This window comes from Buttiauxella sp. S19-1, from assembly GCF_022134725.1.
Taxonomy (GTDB): Bacteria; Pseudomonadota; Gammaproteobacteria; order Enterobacterales; family Enterobacteriaceae; genus Buttiauxella; species Buttiauxella ferragutiae.
Genome location: NZ_JAHWLU010000056.1, coordinates 1 through 18852, shown reverse-complemented (window position 1 = coordinate 18852; position 18852 = coordinate 1). Strand labels below are relative to the sequence as shown.

Here is an 18852-nt window from a genome sequence, read left to right as displayed (position 1 = left end):
CATGGAGAACATAACGATGAAGCAGTGGAAAAATATTCGTCTGGAAATTCTGCGTTGGATGACCATTCCTGCGCTAATGATAGGACTGTGCCTTTCTGTTAGTGCCGCACCGCCTCCGGTTGCGGCTCCTGTATCTTACGGCGTCGAAGCCGATGTCTTCCATCCAGTACGTGCTGAAAATGGCATGGTTGCCTCGCAGGATTCGCTGGCCACACAAGTCGGTGTCGAGATTCTCAAGCAGGGCGGGAATGCGGTCGATGCCGCTGTTGCAGTCGGTTTTGCGCTGGCGGTAACCCACCCGCAGGCGGGGAACATCGGCGGCGGTGGCTTTATGATGCTGCGCACCAAAGATGGTAAAACCACCGCCATTGATTTCCGTGAAATGGCACCAGAAAAAGCATCGCGCGACATGTTCCTCGATGCGCAAGGCAATGCAGACAGCAAAAAATCCCTTACCTCACATCTTGCATCAGGCACGCCTGGCACCGTGGCGGGCTTCGCTCTGGCGCTGGAAAAATACGGCACACTGCCGCTGAACAAAGTTATCCAGCCTGCAATCAAACTGGCACAGGACGGTTTCACGGTGAACGATGCACTGGCTGAAGACCTGAAAGTTTATGGTGCAGAAGTTCTCCCGAATCATCCAAACAGCAAAGCTATTTTCTGGAAGGCTGACGGCGAACCGCTGCAAAAGGGCGACAAACTGGTGCAAACCAACCTCGCCAAAAGCCTGGAAATGATTGCCGAAAATGGCCCGGATGCGTTCTACAAAGGCGCAATTGCTGACCAGATTGCCGAAGAAATGGCAAAGAATGGCGGGTTGATTAGCAAGGTTGATCTGGCGAATTACAAAGCCGTAGAACGTGCGCCGATTAGCGGTGATTACCGTGGCTACCAGATTTTCTCCATGCCACCACCGTCTTCAGGCGGCATCCACATTGTGGAAATCCTCAATATTCTGGAAAACTTCGATCTCGCCAAATACGGTTTTGGCAGCGCTGATGCGATGCAATTAACGGCTGAAGCGGAAAAATATGCCTATGCCGATCGTTCGGAATATCTCGGTGACCCTGACTTTGTCAAAGTGCCGTGGCAGGCGCTGACCAACAAAGCCTACGCCAAATCGCTGGCTGAGCAGATAGACATCAACAAAGCACGTCCATCGAGCGAAATTAAACCCGGCAAACTCGCGCCATATGAAAGCAACCAGACCACGCATTTCTCGGTGGTGGATAAAGACGGCAACGCTGTAGCGGTGACTTATACGCTCAATACCGTGTTCGGTACGGGCATTGTGGCAGGTAACACCGGCATCCTGATGAACAACCAAATGGATGATTTCTCTGCAAAACCTGGTGTGCCAAATGTCTACGGGCTGGTGGGTGGCGATGCCAACGCCGTTGGGCCGCATAAACGCCCGCTGTCGTCGATGTCGCCGACAATCGTGGTGAAAGATGGCAAAACCTGGCTGGTAACCGGCAGCCCTGGCGGTAGCCGTATCATCACCACTGTGCTGCAAATGGTGATGAACACCATCGATTACGGGATGAACGTTGCCGAAGCCACCAACGCGCCGCGCTTCCATCACCAGTGGTTGCCTGATGAGCTACGAATCGAAAAAGGTTTTAGCCCGGATACAGTCAAATTGCTGAAAGATAAAGGGCAGAACGTGAAGGTGAAAGAAGCGATGGGCAGTACGCAGAGCATTATGGTAGGGCCAGATGGTGCGTTATACGGTGCTTCTGACCCGCGTTCGGTGGATGATTTGACTGCCGGATATTAAGTTTGCCCCTCACCCCGGCCCTCTCCCAAAGGAGAGGGAGAAAGCCGTCGAGTCCCCTCTCCTGAGGGAGAGGGTTAGGGTGAGGGCGATTTATTCAGGCTTACATCGCGCCATAAAATACGCATCCACATACTGCCCGTCACGCAGCGCGAAATTCTTACCGGTGCCTTCAATCTCGAAACCGAACTTACGGTAAACCGCCACGCCGGGTTCGTTATCAACAAACACTGTCAGTTCAATGCGCTCGATGCGCAGCCAGTTATCACACAGGTCGGTCATGGCTGCCATTAATGCACTTGCGATACCGCGATTGCGATGTTGCCCGCAAACGCTAAGACCAAATGTTGCCACATGGCTACGACGCGGGTTTTGTTCGACAGACAGCGCCAGATGCCCTGCTACAACATCGTCGACACAAGCCACCAGCTGTTTGCGTCCTGCGGGTGGATGCTTCATTCGTTCTTCCCACATTTCAAGAGAAGGATGAGGGAGTTGTAGCGTGTTGTGATAAACCTCTGACTGGGCATTAATCTGACGTAAAGCATCAAGATCTCTTAATTCAGCGTGGCGTATCACGATCTCACTCATTCCTTTTCTCCTCAAATAGTTAAGTAACCTCTTAAACATCAGTGACTTTTTAGTTTTCGTCAACTGCTAAGTTTTTCTAAAAATTAGTAGACAAGTGCGAATGATAATGATTATTATTGCCATGCGTTCAGGGGAGACCCCTACGGAGATAACCTGAAAGCACGACATTGCTCACATTGCTTCCAGTATTACTTTAGCCAGCCTTGAGCTGGCTTTTTTTTATTCTTTTTTCAGCCTGGCTTACTTACCATTTTGTCCCCGAGCTGTGCTCGAAATCCTCACGTACTTTAAGTACGCTCCGGTTTCTGCGCGCAGGTCGTGAACAAACTGGCTGCGCCGCCGACGGCTGAACCATGAACAGTTCCAACTAATTTGGGCAAAGCAGTCACTTTGTCTTTTCGTAGGGCGGATAAGCGCAGCGTCATCCGCCAAAAAACACGGTGCCAAAAAACCAAAGAATGAAGTAGGGTAATTGCAATTTAAAGTCAAAAAGGACGAAGCAATGACCCTACACTGCGCTTTTATAGGTTTTGGCAAAAGCACTACCCGCTACCACCTGCCTTACGTTCTGGTTCGCAAAGATAAACTTCACGTCGCGCATATTTTCCGCCGCCACGAAAAACCGGAAATTGAGCAGCAACCGCAATACAGCCACATCCATTTCACCAGCCAGCTTGACGACATTCTCAACGACCCGCAGGTCAAACTGGTGGTGGTATGTACTCATCAGGACAGCCATTTCGAATACGCAAAACGCGCGCTGGAAGCGGGCAAAAATGTGCTGGTGGAAAAGCCTTTCACCCCGACACTGGCTGAAGCTAAACAACTGTTTGAACTGGCTAAAGCGAAAGGACTGACCGTCACGCCTTATCAGAATCGCCGTTTTGATTCCTGTTTCCTGACGATGAAAAAAGCCATCGAAAGTGGCAAGTTGGGCAAAATTGTTGAAATAGAAAGCCACTTTGATATGTATCGCCCGGAAGCGGCAACCGCACCAGGCACCTTTGCAGATGGTGCTTTCTACGGCCTTGGCGTGCACACCATGGACCAGATCATCTCAATTTTTGGCCGCCCGGATCGCGTCGCTTACGATATTCGTAGCGTGCGCAATAAGGCTAATCCAGACGATACCTTTGAAGCACAGCTGTTTTACGGTGACCTGAAAGCTATTGTTAAAACCAGCCACCTGGTGAAAATCGACTATCCGAAATTCCAGGTTCACGGCACCAAAGGCTCGTACCTTAAATACGGTATCGACCAGCAAGAAACCAGCCTCAAGGCTTACATCATGCCCGGTGAGCCGGGCTTTGCAGCAGACAGCAGCGTCGGCGTGCTTGAATACGTCAACGACGCGGGTGAAACCGTGCGCGAAGAGATTAAACCGGAGCAGGGCGACTATGGCCGCGTGTACGACGCGCTGTATGAAACCATTGTTAACGGCAAACCTAATTACGTCAGAGAAATTGAAGCACTGACCAACCTCGAGATCCTTGAGCGCGGTTTCGAACAGCCTTCTCCTTCTGTCGTGACCCTCGCTTAGCTCCGCTCTGACGCCTCTGACTCGTTCACATTTTTTGAACAGAGGCGTCAATTTTCACCCTCTATGATCATTTCCGATTCGGGTCCACACTTAGCCCATCAAACGAATTGCGGAGAAATGAAGATGATCTTTTTAAGAAAAGCTGAAGAACGTGGTCACGCCAATCATGGTTGGTTGGATAGCTGGCACACCTTCTCATTCGCTAACTATTACGATGCCAATTTCATGGGTTTCTCGGCATTACGTGTGATTAACGAAGACGTCGTGGAAGCCGGTGAAGGCTTTGGGACTCACCCACACAAAGACATGGAAATCCTGACCTATGTACTGGAAGGTGCGGTTGCGCATCGCGACAGCATGGGTAACGAAGAACAGGTTCCAGCGGGGGAATTCCAGATTATGAGTGCCGGTACCGGGATTACTCACTCGGAGTACAACCCAAGCAAAACCGAGCGCCTGCGTCTGTACCAAATCTGGATCATCCCGGATAAAACAGGCATCACGCCGCGTTACGATCAGCGTCGTTTTGATGCACCACAGGGCCGCCAACTGGTGCTGTCTCCAGATGCTCGTGACGGTTCCCTGAAGGTGAATCAAGATATGGAATTGTCGCGTTGGGCATTGGCTAAAGACGAACAATCTGTCTACCAGATTCCGGCAGATCGCCGCATTTGGCTGCAGGTTGTCAAAGGTGATGTGTCTATCAACGGGACTCAGGCAAAAACCAGTGATGCTATTGCTGTGTGGGATGAACAAGCGATTTCGATTCATGCCAATGAAGCAAGTGAAGTCCTGCTGTTTGATTTACCACCAGTCTAATAAATACTGATAGTTACCGGTCACAACCTTCCTCAAAACAGGGGGAAGGTTGTGCTTTGTCCGTGCTAAACTTCGTTGTCGATAGTCAACCAGTACAGCAGGATAATGAAAAAGAAAAGACCGGTATTACAGGACGTTGCAGACCGCGTAGGGGTGACCAAAATGACGGTCAGCCGATTTTTACGTAACCCTGACCAGGTTTCCGCGACGTTACAGGTAAAAATTGCTGCCGTACTTGATGAACTTGGCTACATTCCCAACCGCGCACCAGACATCCTTTCTAATTCCACAAGCCGCGCTATCGGCGTGTTACTACCCTCGCTGACCAACCAGGTTTTTGCGGAAGTGCTGCGTGGCATTGAAAACGTGGTTGATGCTTACGGCTACCAGACCATGCTCGCTCACTACGGCTATAAGCCTGAGCTGGAAGAAGAGCGTCTGGAATCAATGCTTTCCTGGAATATCGACGGCTTGATCCTCACCGAACGCACCCATACCCCGCGCACCCTAAAAATGATTGAAGTGGCAGGTATTCCGGTAGTGGAACTGATGGACAGCATTTCACCGTGTCTCGACATCGCCGTGGGGTTTGATAACTTCGAAGCCGCACGCCAAATGACCGCCGCGATAATTGCCCGTGGTCACCGTCACGTTGCGTATCTTGGCGCACGCCTTGATGAACGTACCGTGATCAAGAAAAAAGGCTACGAGCAAGCGATGCTGGACGCCGGTCTGGTGCCGTACAGCGTGATGGTCGAACAATCCTCTTCTTACTCCACTGGTATCGAATTGTTCCGCCAGGCGCGTCGTGAATATCCGCAGCTCGACAGTATCTTCTGTACTAACGATGACTTAGCTATTGGCGCGGCATTTGAATGCCAACGCCAGGGGCTGAGCATTCCAAAAGATATGGCGATTGCCGGTTTCCACGGCCACGATATTGGTCAGGTTATGGAACCCCGTCTTGCCAGTGTGTTAACGCCGCGCGAACGTATGGGGCGCATTGGTGCTGAGCGTTTACTGGCGAGAATTCGCGGTGAAGCGGTGACGCCACAAATGCTCGATTTGGGCTTTACGCTTTCCCCTGGTGGTTCAATTTAGCGCCATAATTTTTGATATAGTTCACACTTATTCACTTTTTAAGTGAATGGTTATTGCTTATTGCGAACGCTCTACTGACAATGTTACCGATAACAGTTACCCGTAACAATTTCTTATGACAAATTGTTGCGCCAGTCGGAGCTACGCGATGAGCACTACCAACCACGACCACCATATCTACGTCCTGATGGGCGTTTCTGGCAGCGGTAAATCTGCTGTTGCAAGCGAAGTTGCACACCAACTCAAAGCGGCGTTCCTGGACGGCGACTTCCTGCATCCACGCTGCAATATCACGAAAATGGCTTCCGGTGAGCCGCTTAACGATGAAGATCGCAAGCCGTGGCTACAAGCATTAAACGATGCAGCTTTTGCTATGCAGCGCACCAACAAAGTCTCCTTGATCGTTTGCTCTGCGTTGAAAAAAGTCTATCGCGACCAATTACGTGAAGGTAACCCGAATCTCTCTTTCATCTACATGAAAGGTGATTTTGAAGTGATTGAAAACCGCCTGAAAGCACGCAAAGGCCACTTCTTCAAAACGCAGATGCTGGTGACTCAGTTTGAAACGCTGCAAGAGCCGAAAGCGGATGAGCCGGATGTTCTGGTGGTAAATATCGACCAGTCACTGGAAAACGTGGTGGCGAGCACCATTGAGGTCATTAATAAAGGCAGTGCGCAGTGAGTACATTAACGCTTGTTTTAACAGCAGTTGGCTCGGTTTTGCTGCTGCTGTTTTTAGTGATGAAGGCGCGAATGCACGCCTTCGTTGCTTTGATGGTGGTTTCAATTGGGGCAGGGATATTTTCCGGGATGCCGCTCGATAAAATCGCGGCAACCATGGAAAAAGGGATGGGCGGAACGCTTGGCTTTCTGGCTATCGTCGTCGCGCTCGGCGCGATGTTTGGCAAGATTCTTCATGAAACCGGCGCGGTAGACCAGATTGCGGTCAAAATGCTGAAGTCTTTTGGTCACAGTCGCGCGCACTATGCAATTGGCCTGGCTGGCCTGATTTGTGCGCTGCCGCTATTCTTCGAAGTCGCTATTGTATTGCTGATAAGTGTAGCCTTTTCCATGGCGCGCCACACCGGCACTAACCTTGTTAAACTGGTTATTCCTCTGTTCGCGGGCGTTGCAGCCGCTGCGGCATTTCTGCTGCCTGGGCCTGCACCAATGCTGCTCGCCTCCCAAATGCACGCCGATTTTGGCTGGATGATTCTGCTGGGTCTGTGCGCGGCGATTCCAAGTATGATTATTGCCGGGCCGCTGTTTGGTAACTTCATCAGCAAATACGTCGAACTGCATATTCCTGACGACATCACTGAACCGCACCTGGGCGAAGGCAAACTGCCATCGTTCGGTTTCAGTCTTTCGCTGATCCTGCTGCCGCTGGTGTTAGTTGGCATGAAAACTATCGCTGCGCGTTTCGTCGAGCAGGGTTCCAGCTTGTACCAGTGGCTGGAATTTATCGGCCATCCGTTCACGGCGATTCTGGTTGCTTGCCTGGTGGCGATTTACGGTCTGGCGTACCGCCAGGGTATGGCGAAAGAGAAGGTCATGGAAATCTGTGGTCACGCGCTGCAACCTGCGGGAATCATCCTGCTGGTTATCGGTGCGGGCGGCGTGTTCAAACAAGTGCTGGTGGATTCAGGTGTTGGCCCGGCATTGGGCGAAGCGTTGACTGGCCTGGGCTTGCCAATTGCATTGACCTGCTTCGTGCTGGCGGCAGCGGTGCGTATCATCCAGGGTTCGGCAACCGTAGCTTGTCTGACTGCAGTTGGCCTGGTGATGCCGGTTATCGAACAGCTCAACTATAGCGGCGCACAAATGGCAGCATTGTCGATTTGTATTGCTGGGGGTTCTATCGTCGTCAGCCACGTTAACGATGCCGGTTTCTGGCTTTTCGGTAAATTTACCGGCGCGACAGAAGGGCAAACCCTGAAAACCTGGACCATGATGGAAACCATTCTTGGTACCACTGGTGCAGTTGTCGGGATGATTGCGTTTACGCTGCTGTCTTAAGTATGTGATTTAACGCTCTGGTAAATCCAGAGCGTTATGTTTTGTGTCACGACATCAGCGGCAACAACTGCTGATAAATCTGGTTAAACACTTTTCTACGTGCCTGATATTGCTCATGTCGGGCCATGTCTGGTTTGTGCTGTTGCTCAAGCGGTAACTGCGGAAGCAGCGCTTGCAGCGGTTTATCTGGCGACATGGCGATTTGCGCCAGCCGTGCTGCACCCAGCGCTGGGCCGACATCTCCACCGGTGCGATAATCCAGCGTTTGCCCACTGATATCTGCCAGCATTTGCCGCCAGTACGGGCTGCGCGCCCCACCGCCAATCAGTGTGACACTTTGCGGTGTGACTCCGCAGGAATGCACCACGTCCATACCATCCGCCAGCGCATAACCTACGCCTTCTAACACGGCGCGGGCCAGTTCGGCTGGCCCATGCTGATGGGTCAGGCCAAAGAAAACGCCTTTTGCCTGTGGATTATTGTGCGGCGTACGCTCGCCAGACAGATACGGTAAAAACCAGATCTCACCAGCGTCTTCATCGGCTTTTTCGGCGGCTGACAGCAGTGCCGGAACACTCTTGATACCGGTTAATTTTGCCGCCCAATCGAGACACGATGCGGCGCTGAGCATCACTGACATGAGGTGCCAGCGATGGGGTAGAGCATGGCAGAAGCTGTGGACGGCACTTTCCGGTTTACTGAGGAATCCTTCACTTACCGCAAAGTAAACGCCAGACGTTCCCAACGATAACATAGCCTGGCCCGCATCCATCATGCCGACACCGACTGCGCCCGCGGCGTTATCGCCACCGCCTGCAACCACCGGTACGGCAGGCATATTCCACGCACGTGCGACGTCTGCTTTCAATGTGCCAGTAATCTCGCTGCCTTCGAATAAATCTGGCATTTGCTGGCGACTCAACTGGCACGCGTCGAGCATTTTATCGCTCCAGTCGCGCTTCGTGACATCCAGCCACATGGTACCTGCGGCGTCAGACATATCGCTGGCAAACACGCCGCTCATACGCAGACGCAGGTAATCTTTCGGCAGCAGGACTTTATCTATTTTCGCGAAGACTTCAGGTTCATGGCGCTTCACCCACAGCAGTTTTGGTGCGGTAAAACCTGGCATCATCAGGTTGCCGGTAATTTGGCGGGAATCGGGTACGCTTGCTTCAAGCAAGGCGCACTCTTCTGCGCTGCGACCGTCATTCCATAAAATTGCCGGGCGCAACACGTTCTGCTGGTTATCGAGCAGTGTTGCACCGTGCATCTGCCCAGCAATCCCCAACGCTTTCACATCTTTAAGAGAGTGCTGCTCGCCGAGTGCTTTCATTGCGCGGTCTGTTGCTTGCCACCAGTGTTCAGGATCTTGCTCCGACCACAACGGATGCGGGCGCGACACCGTCAGTGTTTCAGTACGTGTCGCCAGCACTTCACCTTGCTCATCCAGCAAAATCGCTTTCACACCCGAGGTGCCGAGATCGATTCCGATGTACATATCGACTCCTTACAAACGCGCCACGTAAAACGTGGCGCGGGAATTCGTAGGGTGGATAAGCAAAGCGTCATCCACCATTTCAACTACGGTTTAAACTTATTTGTCGAACAGGTAATGATTGACCAGGTTTTCCAGTAATTCCTGATGCCCACTTTGATGCTGTGGATTCAGGTCATGCTGTTCAGCGTACTGTGCAATTTGTGAAAGCGACATTTGCCCTTTCAGAATTTGCTGACCAAGTTCACCATTCCAACCGGCATAACGTTTCGCAACGCGTTTATCCAGTTCGCCATCTTCAATCATGCGTGCGGCAATTTTCAGTGACAGCGCCATCACATCCATCGCACCAATGTGACCATAGAACAAGTCGTACTTATCGGTACTCTGACGGCGCACTTTGGCGTCAAAGTTCAGGCCGCCAGTGGTGAAACCACCTGCTTTGAGAATTTCGTACATCACCAGTGAGTTTTCTTCCACGCTGTTCGGGAACTGGTCGGTATCCCAGCCCAGTTGCGGGTCGCCACGGTTGGCATCGACGGAACCGAAGATGCCCAACGCAATGGCGCTGGCAATTTCGTGATGGAATGAGTGACCGGCAAGTGTCGCGTGGTTCGCTTCAATGTTTACTTTGATCTCTTTTTCCAGACCGAACTGCTTCAGGAAACCGTAGACCGTCGCAACATCGTAATCGTATTGGTGCTTGGTTGGCTCCTGCGGTTTCGGTTCGATAAGCAACGTGCCGCGGAAACCAATTTTATGTTTGTGCTCAACCACCATCTGCAAGAAGCGGCCAATTTGCTCACGTTCCTGGCGCAAATCGGTATTGAGCAGGGATTCGTAACCTTCACGGCCACCCCAAAGCACATAGTTTTCGCCGCCCAACTGGTGAGTGGCATTCATTGCGGTGACGACTTGCGTTGCCGCCCAGGAGAATACTTCTGGATCTGGGCTGGTCGCAGCACCTGCGCCATAACGAGGATTGGTAAAGCAGTTGGCCGTACCCCACAGCAATTTCACGCCGCTTTCTTGCTGCTTTTTCGCCAGCACTTCGGTCATTTTCGCGAAGTTATTCAGGTACTCTTTCAGCGATGCGCCTTCTGGCGAAACGTCCACATCATGGAAGCAGTAATACGGGACATTCAGCTTGTGGAAGAACTCGAACGCCACATCAGCTTTTAATTTTGCCAGGCCTAATGCGTCGCCAGCTTGCTGCCACGGACGTTCAAAAGAACCGGCACCAAACATGTCGGCACCATTCCAGCAGAAGTTATGCCAGTAACAAGCGGCAAAGCGCAGGTGTTCTTCCATACGTTTACCCAGCACGATTTCATCTGGATTGTAGTGACGAAATGCCAGTGGGTTAGCGGTTTTAGGGCCTTCAAAACGTACACGTTCAAGTTGGTCGAAATAGGCTTGCATAATTGACTCCGTAATCAGGGGGAATATACCCGTCGTCCTTCAAGATGCAGGGGTGTTGGCTGCTCTCACTCACCTGAATCACTTACCTGAGTAAGCTCATCGGGATTCATTCGATTGCCGCCTTCCTGCAACTCGAATTATTTTGGGTATAGCAAGTAAGCGATTCTGTAACCATCCTGTATTTTCCCTGGAGTTTGCTCAATTACGTTATTTCACACTGTGATTAAGAGAATGCTCAAATGTGCGCTGCCTCGCAAAAAATGTTGAAAATAATGAATGAAGTATCTCTATGGTTATTCCAATAAATAAAGCAACGAATGCATTTGTTAAATTAAAAGCAGATCGCCATCATAAATTAGAAATTAAACCAAAAAACGTAATGGGAAGATGAAAATCTGTAATTGCTGGATTTGTATTCACAGTCAACAATTCGAACCGGTCAACAGATGTTAATAATTTTTAATCCGATTTATCCCACCCTACACAGGTATAAAAAAATGCGAATGAAGATTAAGAACCTCTTACTAACGTTGTGTGCCTCGCTTGTTCTAACCAGTGCCTGCAGTATCGCCAAAGAAGTTAAAATCGGCATGGCAATTGATGATTTACGCCTGGAACGCTGGCAAAAAGACCGCGATATTTTTGTTAAGAAAGCCGAATCTTTGGGAGCGAAAGTCTTTGTACAGTCCGCTAATGGCAACGAAGAAACGCAAATGTCGCAAATAGAAAACATGATCAACCGTGGCGTGGATGTGCTGGTCATTATTCCTTATAACGGCCAGGTATTGAGCAACGTGATTGCCGAAGCCAAAAGAGAGGGCATAAAAGTATTAGCTTATGATCGCATGATCAATAATGCCGACATTGATTATTATATTTCATTTGATAATGAAAAAGTCGGTGAGCTTCAGGCACAAAGCATTGTTAATAAAGTACCTTCTGGTAATTATTTCCTGATGGGCGGTTCGCCAGTTGATAATAATGCGAAGTTATTCCGTCAAGGGCAGATGAAAGTATTAAAACCATATATTGATAGCGGGAAAATAAAAGTCGTCGGCGATCAATGGGCTGATGGTTGGTTGCCTGAAAACGCATTGAAAATCATGGAAAATGCGCTAACGGCTAATAACAATAAAATTGATGCGGTTGTGGCATCAAATGATGCGACAGCTGGTGGGGCAATCCAGGCGTTAAGTGCGCAAGGGTTGGCGGGCAAAGTGGCCATTTCTGGGCAAGACGCCGATTTAGCCGGTGTAAAACGTATTATCGCCGGTACGCAGACCATGACGGTTTATAAGCCAATCACCCAACTCGCAAATACAGCAGCGGAAATTGCCGTTGAACTGGGCGAGGGCAAACAACCGGCATCGGATGCCAAGCTGAATAATGGCGTTAAAGATGTCCCTTCACGCCTTCTTACTCCAATCGAAGTCGACAAAGCTAATATCGACAGCACCGTTGTGGCTGACGGTTTCCACAAAAAGAGCGAGCTATAACCTGCTGCGCCCGTGTTTTCCCACGGGCGCTATCCTGTAACCAGGTAAAGGAGGGGCTATGCCTTGTTTACTGGAAATGAAAAATATCACCAAGACCTTCGGCGTCGTGAAGGCGGTTGATAGTGTCAGCCTGTCAGTAGATTCCGGTGAGGTGATGTCACTTTGTGGTGAAAATGGTTCCGGCAAATCCACGCTGATGAAAGTACTTTGCGGTATTTACCCTTACGGCAGCTATGAGGGGGAAATTTGGTTTGCCGGGGAAAAACTGCAGGCGAGCCATATCCGCGACACCGAACGCAAAGGGATTGCGATCATTCACCAGGAGTTGGCGCTGGTTAAGCATTTGACGGTGCTGGAAAATATTTTCCTTGGGGCAGAGATTTCACGGCATGGTGTGCTGGACTACGACAGCATGACCCTTCGTTGCCAAAAGTTGCTCGCGCAGGTGAGCTTAAATATCTCTCCGGATACCCGCGTAGGGTCGCTTGGGCTGGGGCAGCAACAACTGGTCGAAATTGCCAAAGCGCTGAATAAACAGGTGCGATTGCTGATTCTCGACGAGCCAACGGCCTCGTTAACAGAGCAAGAAACGGCGGTGCTGCTGGGAATTATTCGGGACCTGCAAGCGCACGGCATCGCCTGTGTATATATCTCCCACAAGCTCAATGAAGTTAAAGCGATTTCCGATACCATTTGCGTTATCCGCGACGGAAAACCGATTGGTACACGCGATGCAGCACTCATGCAGGAAAAAGACATCATTACCATGATGGTTGGGCGTGAGTTAACCGCGCTCTACCCAAATGAACCGCATCAGACCGGTGATGAAATTCTTCGCGTTGAGCATCTCACTGCCTGGCATCCCGTCAACCGGCATATCAAACGCGTCAACGATATTTCATTTTCACTGCACAAAGGCGAAATCCTTGGAATAGCGGGGCTGGTTGGCGCAGGGCGAACCGAAGCGGTTCAGTGCCTGTTCGGCGTTTGGCCCGGGAAATCTGAAGGTCGTATTTTCATTGATAACGAACCTGTCGCTATCAGCAATTGCCAGCAAGCTATTGCCCACGGTATTGCCATGGTGCCTGAAGATCGAAAAAGAGACGGCATCGTGCCGATTATGGCGGTAGGGCAAAACATCACCCTTGCCGCCTTGAACCAGTTTTCTGGGGCTCTCACTCACCTTGATGACGCTGCAGAACTTAACTGCATCCTGCAATCAATTGAGCGGTTAAAAGTGAAAACTTCGTCGCCTGATTTGGCTATTGGCCGCCTGAGTGGTGGTAATCAGCAAAAAGCAATTCTGGCGCGCTGTCTGCTGCTCAATCCTCGCATCCTGATTCTGGATGAACCCACGCGCGGCATTGATATCGGTGCGAAATATGAAATCTACAAACTGATTAACCAACTGGTGCAGCAAGGCATTGCGGTGATTGTTATCTCATCTGAATTGCCGGAAGTGCTCGGTCTGAGTGACAGAGTGCTGGTGATGCACGAGGGGCGAATCAAAGCCGACCTGATTAATAACAATTTGACCCAGGAACAGGTTATGGAAGCTGCACTGAGGAGCGAAAAGCATGTCGAAAAGCAATCCGTCTGAACTGAAACTCACGGCACCAGCAGCTTCACCTTTTGCGGGGTTGCGGGCGCTAAATCTACAGGTTTTTGTCATGATTGCCGCGATTGTGGTGATCATGTTGTTCTTTACCTGGACCACTGAAGGCGCCTATCTCAGCGCCAGAAACGTTTCCAACTTACTGCGCCAGACAGCCATTACCGGAATCCTGGCGGTCGGCATGGTATTCGTCATTATCTCTGCGGAAATTGACCTTTCTGTCGGCTCGATGATGGGCTTGCTGGGTGGTGTGGCGGCGATTTTTGATGTCTGGTTAGGCTGGCCGTTACCACTGACTATCGTCGTGACACTGGCGCTTGGTCTGGTGTTGGGGGCGTGGAACGGTTGGTGGGTGGCTTATCGCAAAGTCCCTTCGTTCATCGTCACGCTCGCCGGCATGTTGGCATTTCGTGGCGTTTTGATTGGCATTACCAACGGCACCACTGTTTCTCCAACCAGTGTCGATATGTCGCAAATCGGGCAAAGTTATCTGCCGGACGGCATTGGCTTTGGTATCGGTACTTTAGGGCTGGTCGCTTTTGTTGCCTGGCAATGGCGGATGCGTATTCGCCGTCAGGCTTTGGGGCTGGCAACACCAGCATCGACAGGCGTTGTCGGGCGGCAGGCTATCACCGCGGTCATCGTACTTGGCGCAATCTGGCTGCTCAATGATTACCGCGGTGTGCCAACGCCGGTATTGATCCTCACGCTCTTACTGCTGGCTGGCATGTTTATGGCGACCCGCACTGCATTTGGGCGGCGCATTTATGCGATTGGCGGCAATATCGAAGCGGCACGACTTTCTGGTATTAATGTTGAGCGCACCAAGTTGGCCGTTTTCGCTATCAACGGGTTAATGGTAGCAATTGCCGGGTTGATTCTAAGCTCACGTCTGGGGGCTGGTTCACCGTCTGCCGGGAACATTGCTGAGCTTGATGCCATCGCCGCATGTGTGATTGGTGGCACCAGTCTCGCGGGAGGCGTGGGCAGCGTTGCCGGAGCGGTGATGGGCGCCTTTATCATGGCTTCTCTGGATAACGGAATGAGCATGATGGATGTGCCCACGTTCTGGCAGTACATCGTCAAAGGGGCGATTTTGTTGCTGGCGGTATGGATGGATTCGGCGACCAAGCGCCGCGCATAAGAGTGTGCAAAGGATCACAATGCCGGGGCCAGGTTCCCCGGCATTGTTACAGTTATGGTATTGCACATACGGTTTTGTCATCAGGAATGAAAAAGTATGTTTGAGAAACGTCATCGCATTACGTTGTTATTCAATGCCAATAAAGCCTACGACCGCCAGGTGGTGGAAGGGGTTGGCGAATATTTGCAGGCGTCTCAATCTGAGTGGGACATTTTTATTGAAGAGGATTTCCGCGCTCGTATCGATAACATCAAAGAGTGGTTGGGCGATGGGGTGATTGCCGATTTCGATGATGCGCAAATCCAGCGTTTGCTCGACGGCGCTGACGTTCCAATTGTGGGTGTCGGTGGGTCATATCATTTACCCGAACATTATCCACCAGTGCATTACATCGCCACTGATAACCACGCATTAGTGGAAAGTGCATTTCTGCATCTTAAGGAGAAGGGCGTTCAGCGTTTTGCATTCTATGGTCTGCCGAACTCCAGCGGTAAACGCTGGGCAATGGAGCGCGAATATGCCTTTAACCAACTGGTGGCGAAAGAAAAATACCGCGGTGTGGTTTATCAGGGAATAGAAACGGCGCCGGAAAACTGGCAACACGCGCAAAATCGTTTGGCTGATTGGGTGCAAACGCTGCCTCCACAGACTGGGATTATCGCGGTGACAGATGCTCGTGCGCGGCATCTGCTGCAAGTCTGTGAACATCTGCATATTCCAGTGCCAGAAAAGCTGTGTGTGATTGGCATTGATAACGAAGAGCTGACGCGTTACTTATCACGCGTAGCACTTTCATCGGTCGCACAAGGGACAAGGCAAATGGGGTATCAGGCGGCCAAATTACTGCATCGCTTGATGGACAACGAACCGCTCGCCTTACAAAGAGTTCTGGTGCCACCGGTACGCGTGGTCGAACGGCGCTCAACGGATTACCGTTCTTTGCACGACCCTGCCGTGATTCAGGCCATGCACTACATCCGTAATCACGCCTGCAAAGGGATAAAAGTGGAACAGGTGTTGGATGCGGTGGGGATCTCGCGTTCAAACCTGGAGAAGCGTTTCAAAGAGGAAGTTGGCGAGACGATTCATGCAATGATTCACTCCGAAAAACTGGAAAAAGCGCGCAGCTTGTTGGTCTCTACATCCTTGTCGATCAACGAAATATCGCAGATGTGTGGTTATCCCTCACTGCAGTATTTCTATTCAGTGTTTAAGAAAGAATATGACGCGACGCCGAAGGAACACCGCGAAAGGTATAGCGAAATATTAGTCTGATGAATGCTTTAGGGCAAAAAAAACGCCTTCAATATGAAGGCGTGAATTTATTACTTATTATTAACAATCTATTTTAATTATTTAGTTCGGTGCCATAAAACGCTGATTGGTTTGGTACATCGCAAATAGATAGTTGTTATAGCTACTACCCTTCGTGGAATACCCTTTCAGCTTATGAATCATATTGCTGGCTGTAACTTCTTGATCCGCTTTGCGCAATTGTGCGCGTGATTTACGGAAAGACTTATAGGCCGGATGCGTATTCAGATTTGTTACGTAAGAGTTAACGCCTTCTTTAACTGAATCGTAATGCAAATAGCCTTTTACTTTGCCTGGTTCGCTGTTGCAATGGCGCTTGCTGCACTTCATGCCAAACAAGTTGTTATTGCTACGCGCGAGTTTAGACGTACCCCAGCCACTCTCGGCTGCGGCCATCGTTGCTACCATATTGGTAGGAATGATGTCGACTTTTTCCATCAGTGTGTTCCACGGCACGCGCTTAGTATTACCGTTCCACGCAATTTTATAGCGCTTAGTAATATCTTTCAGACGCGTACGCTCTGATGGTGACCAACGCTGCTCATACTGTTTAGAAACCAACCAGTTACGGTCAGCAGTGATGGCGGCATTTTGGCTCTTAATATATGGCATGACCGTCCGGAGAAACGCTTTTTTTCTAGGTGTTCCGGAAGGGTATTTTCGCAAATCAGGGAGCGATGCAATTTCACTATTGCGAGAATACTCTTTCTTACTACTTGCCAATTTCTTACTTTGTGTATTCGTGCTTTTTGTCTGAACTAAAGGGGCTTTATGCGATTTTGGCTCATGTTTACTTGCTAATACCCCAGCTGAAAAACTGAAGGTCAGTAACATAAGTATCGCAGCCCCAAATCGTCGGATTGGGGTTGATATCATTAGATCTCCTGGTCGGATCGTTACGTTGCCAGTGCCTTAATTGTCGAAGGTTTCGAAAAAAGGAAAGGCAGATACTAACAAAAATAGACCTCTTGAGCACCAAAAGAAATAATCCGATTCTTAAATGATGTCACGTACGAACTTCTTATGACGGCAAAAAGTGTCATATTTTGCGATGGTTATCCCATATTTTATTGAATTGATACCGCCATCACTCACCCTATTATCTCCTCCCCAACTATCCATTTTTGGGATGAACTCTGCGACTAAAAATAGTGCCACACTGGATAAAAGATAATCGCGGGCTTAACCCTATGAAAAAATTACCTCTGTTGTTTCTTTTGTTTCCAGGCCTTGCGCAATCCGCATGGACAGCCCCTGGAATCCCTGCGTTCAAAGAGCAAACTGCAGGCGTCTTTGTCAGTGAGGCAAAGCTGTCAAAAGGCACACTCCCGCTGAGCCTGAAACTCAACCAGACCTGCTGGCAGCCTGCAGAATCCATTAAACTGAATCAGGCACTTTCGTTAAAACCTTGCGAGGGCGAGGCACCCGTCTGGCGGCTATTCCGGGACGGCGAATACCAGATTCAAATTGACACCCGCAGCGGTACTCCCACGCTTAGCCTGGGTATTAATAGCGAAGCGCAAACTGTGCCAGTTGATGTGACTCGCCAGTGCCCTAAATGGGACGGCCAACCGCTCACTGTTGATGTCAGCAAAACTTTTGCTGAGGGCAGCGAAGTGCGCGATTTCTACAGCGGTGCGACGGCAACGGTCAAACAAGGCCAGATTACCCTGATGCCTGCCGCAAACAGCAATGGCCTGTTGCTGCTGGAATCCGCGAGCACCAAACAGGCGGCACCGTTTAGCTGGCACAATGCCACCGTTTACTTTGTGCTGACCGACCGTTTTGAAAATGGTAATCCAAAAAACGACAACAGCTATGGCCGCCGCAAAGATGGAATGCAAGAAATCGGCACGTTCCACGGCGGTGACCTCGCGGGGTTAACTCAAAAGCTCGATTACCTGGAGAAACTGGGCGTGAACGCGTTGTGGATTAGCTCGCCGCTGGAACAAATCCACGGCTGGGTGGGCGGCGGTACCAATGGGGATTTCCCGCACTACGCCTACCACGGCTACTACACAATGGACTGGACCAAACTCGATGGCAATATGGGCACCGAGGATGAATTACGCACGTTAGTGGATGAAGCCCATAAGCGCGGGATGCGTATCCTGTTCGACATTGTGATGAACCACACCGGCTACGCAACGCTTGCCGATATGCAGGAGTATCAGTTTGGCGCACTCTACCTTCAGGGTGATGAGCTGACGAAAACCCTCGGTCAACACTGGACGAACTGGAAGCCAGGTCCGGGACAAAGCTGGCACTCATTTAATGATTACATCAATTTTGGCGATAAAGCAGCCTGGCAAAACTGGTGGGGTAAAAACTGGATCCGTACCGATATTGGCGATTACGACAGCCCAGGTTTTGATGACTTAACTATGTCGCTGGCGTTCCTGCCGGATTTGAAAACGGAATCCACGCATGCGGCGGGTTTGCCGATTTTTTACCGTCATAAACCTGATACTCACGCTAAAGAAATCGCTGGCGATACGGTGCGAGATTATCTG

Annotated in this window: 15 protein-coding genes; 11 read left to right on the top strand and 4 right to left on the bottom strand. The window is 50.4% G+C overall.

Annotated elements, in window-relative coordinates:
- The first annotated feature begins 16 nt into the window (after positions 1 to 16).
- Complete coding sequence (gene ggt / locus MES37_RS13645) at positions 17 to 1783, top strand: gamma-glutamyltransferase (RefSeq protein ID WP_273694142.1); 1767 nt, start codon at positions 17 to 19, stop codon at positions 1781 to 1783.
- 90 nt (positions 1784 to 1873) lie between these two features.
- On the opposite strand, the gene yhhY is transcribed toward ggt, so the two are convergent.
- Positions 1874 to 2371 (bottom strand): N-acetyltransferase, encoded by a 498-nt coding sequence (gene yhhY / locus MES37_RS13640; RefSeq protein WP_237931740.1) that lies wholly within the window; start codon positions 2369 to 2371, stop codon positions 1874 to 1876.
- A gap of 502 nt (positions 2372 to 2873) precedes the next feature.
- Here yhhY and MES37_RS13635 point away from each other — a divergent pair.
- From MES37_RS13635 to gntU, 5 genes are all read left to right on the top strand, one after another.
- Positions 2874 to 3911, top strand: coding sequence for an oxidoreductase (locus tag MES37_RS13635; protein WP_237931738.1), 1038 nt, complete (start codon positions 2874 to 2876; stop codon positions 3909 to 3911).
- Positions 3912 to 4034: 123 nt separating this feature from the next.
- A complete protein-coding gene (locus MES37_RS13630; RefSeq protein WP_064542376.1) occupies positions 4035 to 4730 on the top strand; it encodes a pirin family protein in 696 nt (231 codons plus the stop codon).
- A gap of 105 nt (positions 4731 to 4835) precedes the next feature.
- The gene (gene gntR, locus MES37_RS13625; protein ID WP_064542379.1) at positions 4836 to 5831 is read left to right on the top strand and encodes a gluconate operon transcriptional repressor GntR; all 996 of its coding nucleotides are present in this window, start codon (positions 4836 to 4838) and stop codon (positions 5829 to 5831) included.
- Positions 5832 to 5979: 148 nt separating this feature from the next.
- Complete coding sequence (gene gntK, locus MES37_RS13620; protein ID WP_064542383.1) at positions 5980 to 6513, top strand: gluconokinase; 534 nt, start codon at positions 5980 to 5982, stop codon at positions 6511 to 6513.
- Positions 6510 to 7850: a gluconate transporter gene (gene gntU, locus MES37_RS13615; protein ID WP_121814698.1), complete on the top strand. Its 1341-nt coding sequence runs from the start codon at positions 6510 to 6512 to the stop codon at positions 7848 to 7850. The genes gntK and gntU overlap by 4 nt, the downstream gene beginning before the upstream one ends.
- 46 nt (positions 7851 to 7896) lie before the next feature.
- On the opposite strand, the gene xylB is transcribed toward gntU, so the two are convergent.
- Together xylB and xylA are read right to left on the bottom strand one after the other, a co-directional pair.
- Positions 7897 to 9351 carry a xylulokinase gene (gene xylB, locus MES37_RS13610; protein WP_237931737.1) on the bottom strand — a complete coding sequence of 485 codons (1455 nt, stop codon included), beginning with the start codon at positions 9349 to 9351 and terminating at the stop codon, positions 7897 to 7899.
- Positions 9352 to 9447: 96 nt separating this feature from the next.
- Positions 9448 to 10770: a xylose isomerase gene (gene xylA, locus MES37_RS13605; RefSeq protein ID WP_232887245.1), complete on the bottom strand. Its 1323-nt coding sequence runs from the start codon at positions 10768 to 10770 to the stop codon at positions 9448 to 9450.
- 503 nt (positions 10771 to 11273) lie between these two features.
- Between xylA and xylF the strand changes: the two genes are divergently transcribed.
- The 4 genes from xylF to xylR all read left to right on the top strand — a co-directional run bounded on the left by xylF (position 11274) and on the right by xylR (position 16300).
- Positions 11274 to 12266: a D-xylose ABC transporter substrate-binding protein gene (gene xylF / locus MES37_RS13600; RefSeq protein WP_121815719.1), complete on the top strand. Its 993-nt coding sequence runs from the start codon at positions 11274 to 11276 to the stop codon at positions 12264 to 12266.
- A 58-nt stretch (positions 12267 to 12324) separates the two neighbouring features.
- Complete coding sequence (locus MES37_RS13595) at positions 12325 to 13866, top strand: xylose ABC transporter ATP-binding protein (protein ID WP_237931735.1); 1542 nt, start codon at positions 12325 to 12327, stop codon at positions 13864 to 13866.
- The gene (gene xylH, locus MES37_RS13590) at positions 13844 to 15025 is read left to right on the top strand and encodes a xylose ABC transporter permease XylH (protein WP_064542398.1); all 1182 of its coding nucleotides are present in this window, start codon (positions 13844 to 13846) and stop codon (positions 15023 to 15025) included. The genes MES37_RS13595 and xylH overlap by 23 nt, the downstream gene beginning before the upstream one ends.
- Before the next feature lie 96 nt (positions 15026 to 15121).
- A complete protein-coding gene (xylR, locus tag MES37_RS13585; protein ID WP_232887247.1) occupies positions 15122 to 16300 on the top strand; it encodes a D-xylose utilization transcriptional activator XylR in 1179 nt (392 codons plus the stop codon).
- An 81-nt stretch (positions 16301 to 16381) separates the two neighbouring features.
- Here the strand turns inward: xylR and MES37_RS13580 are convergent, their stop codons facing one another.
- Positions 16382 to 17215, bottom strand: a complete 834-nt coding sequence (locus tag MES37_RS13580) for a protein bax (protein ID WP_064542404.1) — start codon at positions 17213 to 17215, stop codon at positions 16382 to 16384.
- Between the two features lie 314 nt (positions 17216 to 17529).
- Between MES37_RS13580 and MES37_RS13575 the strand changes: the two genes are divergently transcribed.
- Positions 17530 to 18852 (top strand): alpha-amylase (locus tag MES37_RS13575; protein WP_237931733.1); only part of this gene is annotated, 1323 nt, incomplete at its 3' end.

Excerpts from the sequence above, each read along its gene's own strand:
- xylA (WP_232887245.1), bottom strand. The coding sequence starts at position 10,770 with ATGCAAGCCTATTTCGACCAACTTGAACGTGTACGTTTTGAAGGCCCT.
- MES37_RS13580 (WP_064542404.1), bottom strand. The coding sequence starts at position 17,215 with ATGATATCAACCCCAATCCGACGATTTGGGGCTGCGATACTTATGTTA.
- xylB (WP_237931737.1), bottom strand. The coding sequence starts at position 9,351 with ATGTACATCGGAATCGATCTCGGCACCTCGGGTGTGAAAGCGATTTTG.
- MES37_RS13595 (WP_237931735.1), top strand. The coding sequence starts at position 12,325 with ATGCCTTGTTTACTGGAAATGAAAAATATCACCAAGACCTTCGGCGTC.
- xylF (WP_121815719.1), top strand. The coding sequence starts at position 11,274 with ATGAAGATTAAGAACCTCTTACTAACGTTGTGTGCCTCGCTTGTTCTA.
- gntK (WP_064542383.1), top strand. The coding sequence starts at position 5,980 with ATGAGCACTACCAACCACGACCACCATATCTACGTCCTGATGGGCGTT.
- MES37_RS13630 (WP_064542376.1), top strand. The coding sequence starts at position 4,035 with ATGATCTTTTTAAGAAAAGCTGAAGAACGTGGTCACGCCAATCATGGT.
- yhhY (WP_237931740.1), bottom strand. The coding sequence starts at position 2,371 with ATGAGTGAGATCGTGATACGCCACGCTGAATTAAGAGATCTTGATGCT.
- ggt (WP_273694142.1), top strand. The coding sequence starts at position 17 with ATGAAGCAGTGGAAAAATATTCGTCTGGAAATTCTGCGTTGGATGACC.
- MES37_RS13635 (WP_237931738.1), top strand. The coding sequence starts at position 2,874 with ATGACCCTACACTGCGCTTTTATAGGTTTTGGCAAAAGCACTACCCGC.
- xylR (WP_232887247.1), top strand. The coding sequence starts at position 15,122 with ATGTTTGAGAAACGTCATCGCATTACGTTGTTATTCAATGCCAATAAA.
- gntR (WP_064542379.1), top strand. The coding sequence starts at position 4,836 with ATGAAAAAGAAAAGACCGGTATTACAGGACGTTGCAGACCGCGTAGGG.
- xylH (WP_064542398.1), top strand. The coding sequence starts at position 13,844 with ATGTCGAAAAGCAATCCGTCTGAACTGAAACTCACGGCACCAGCAGCT.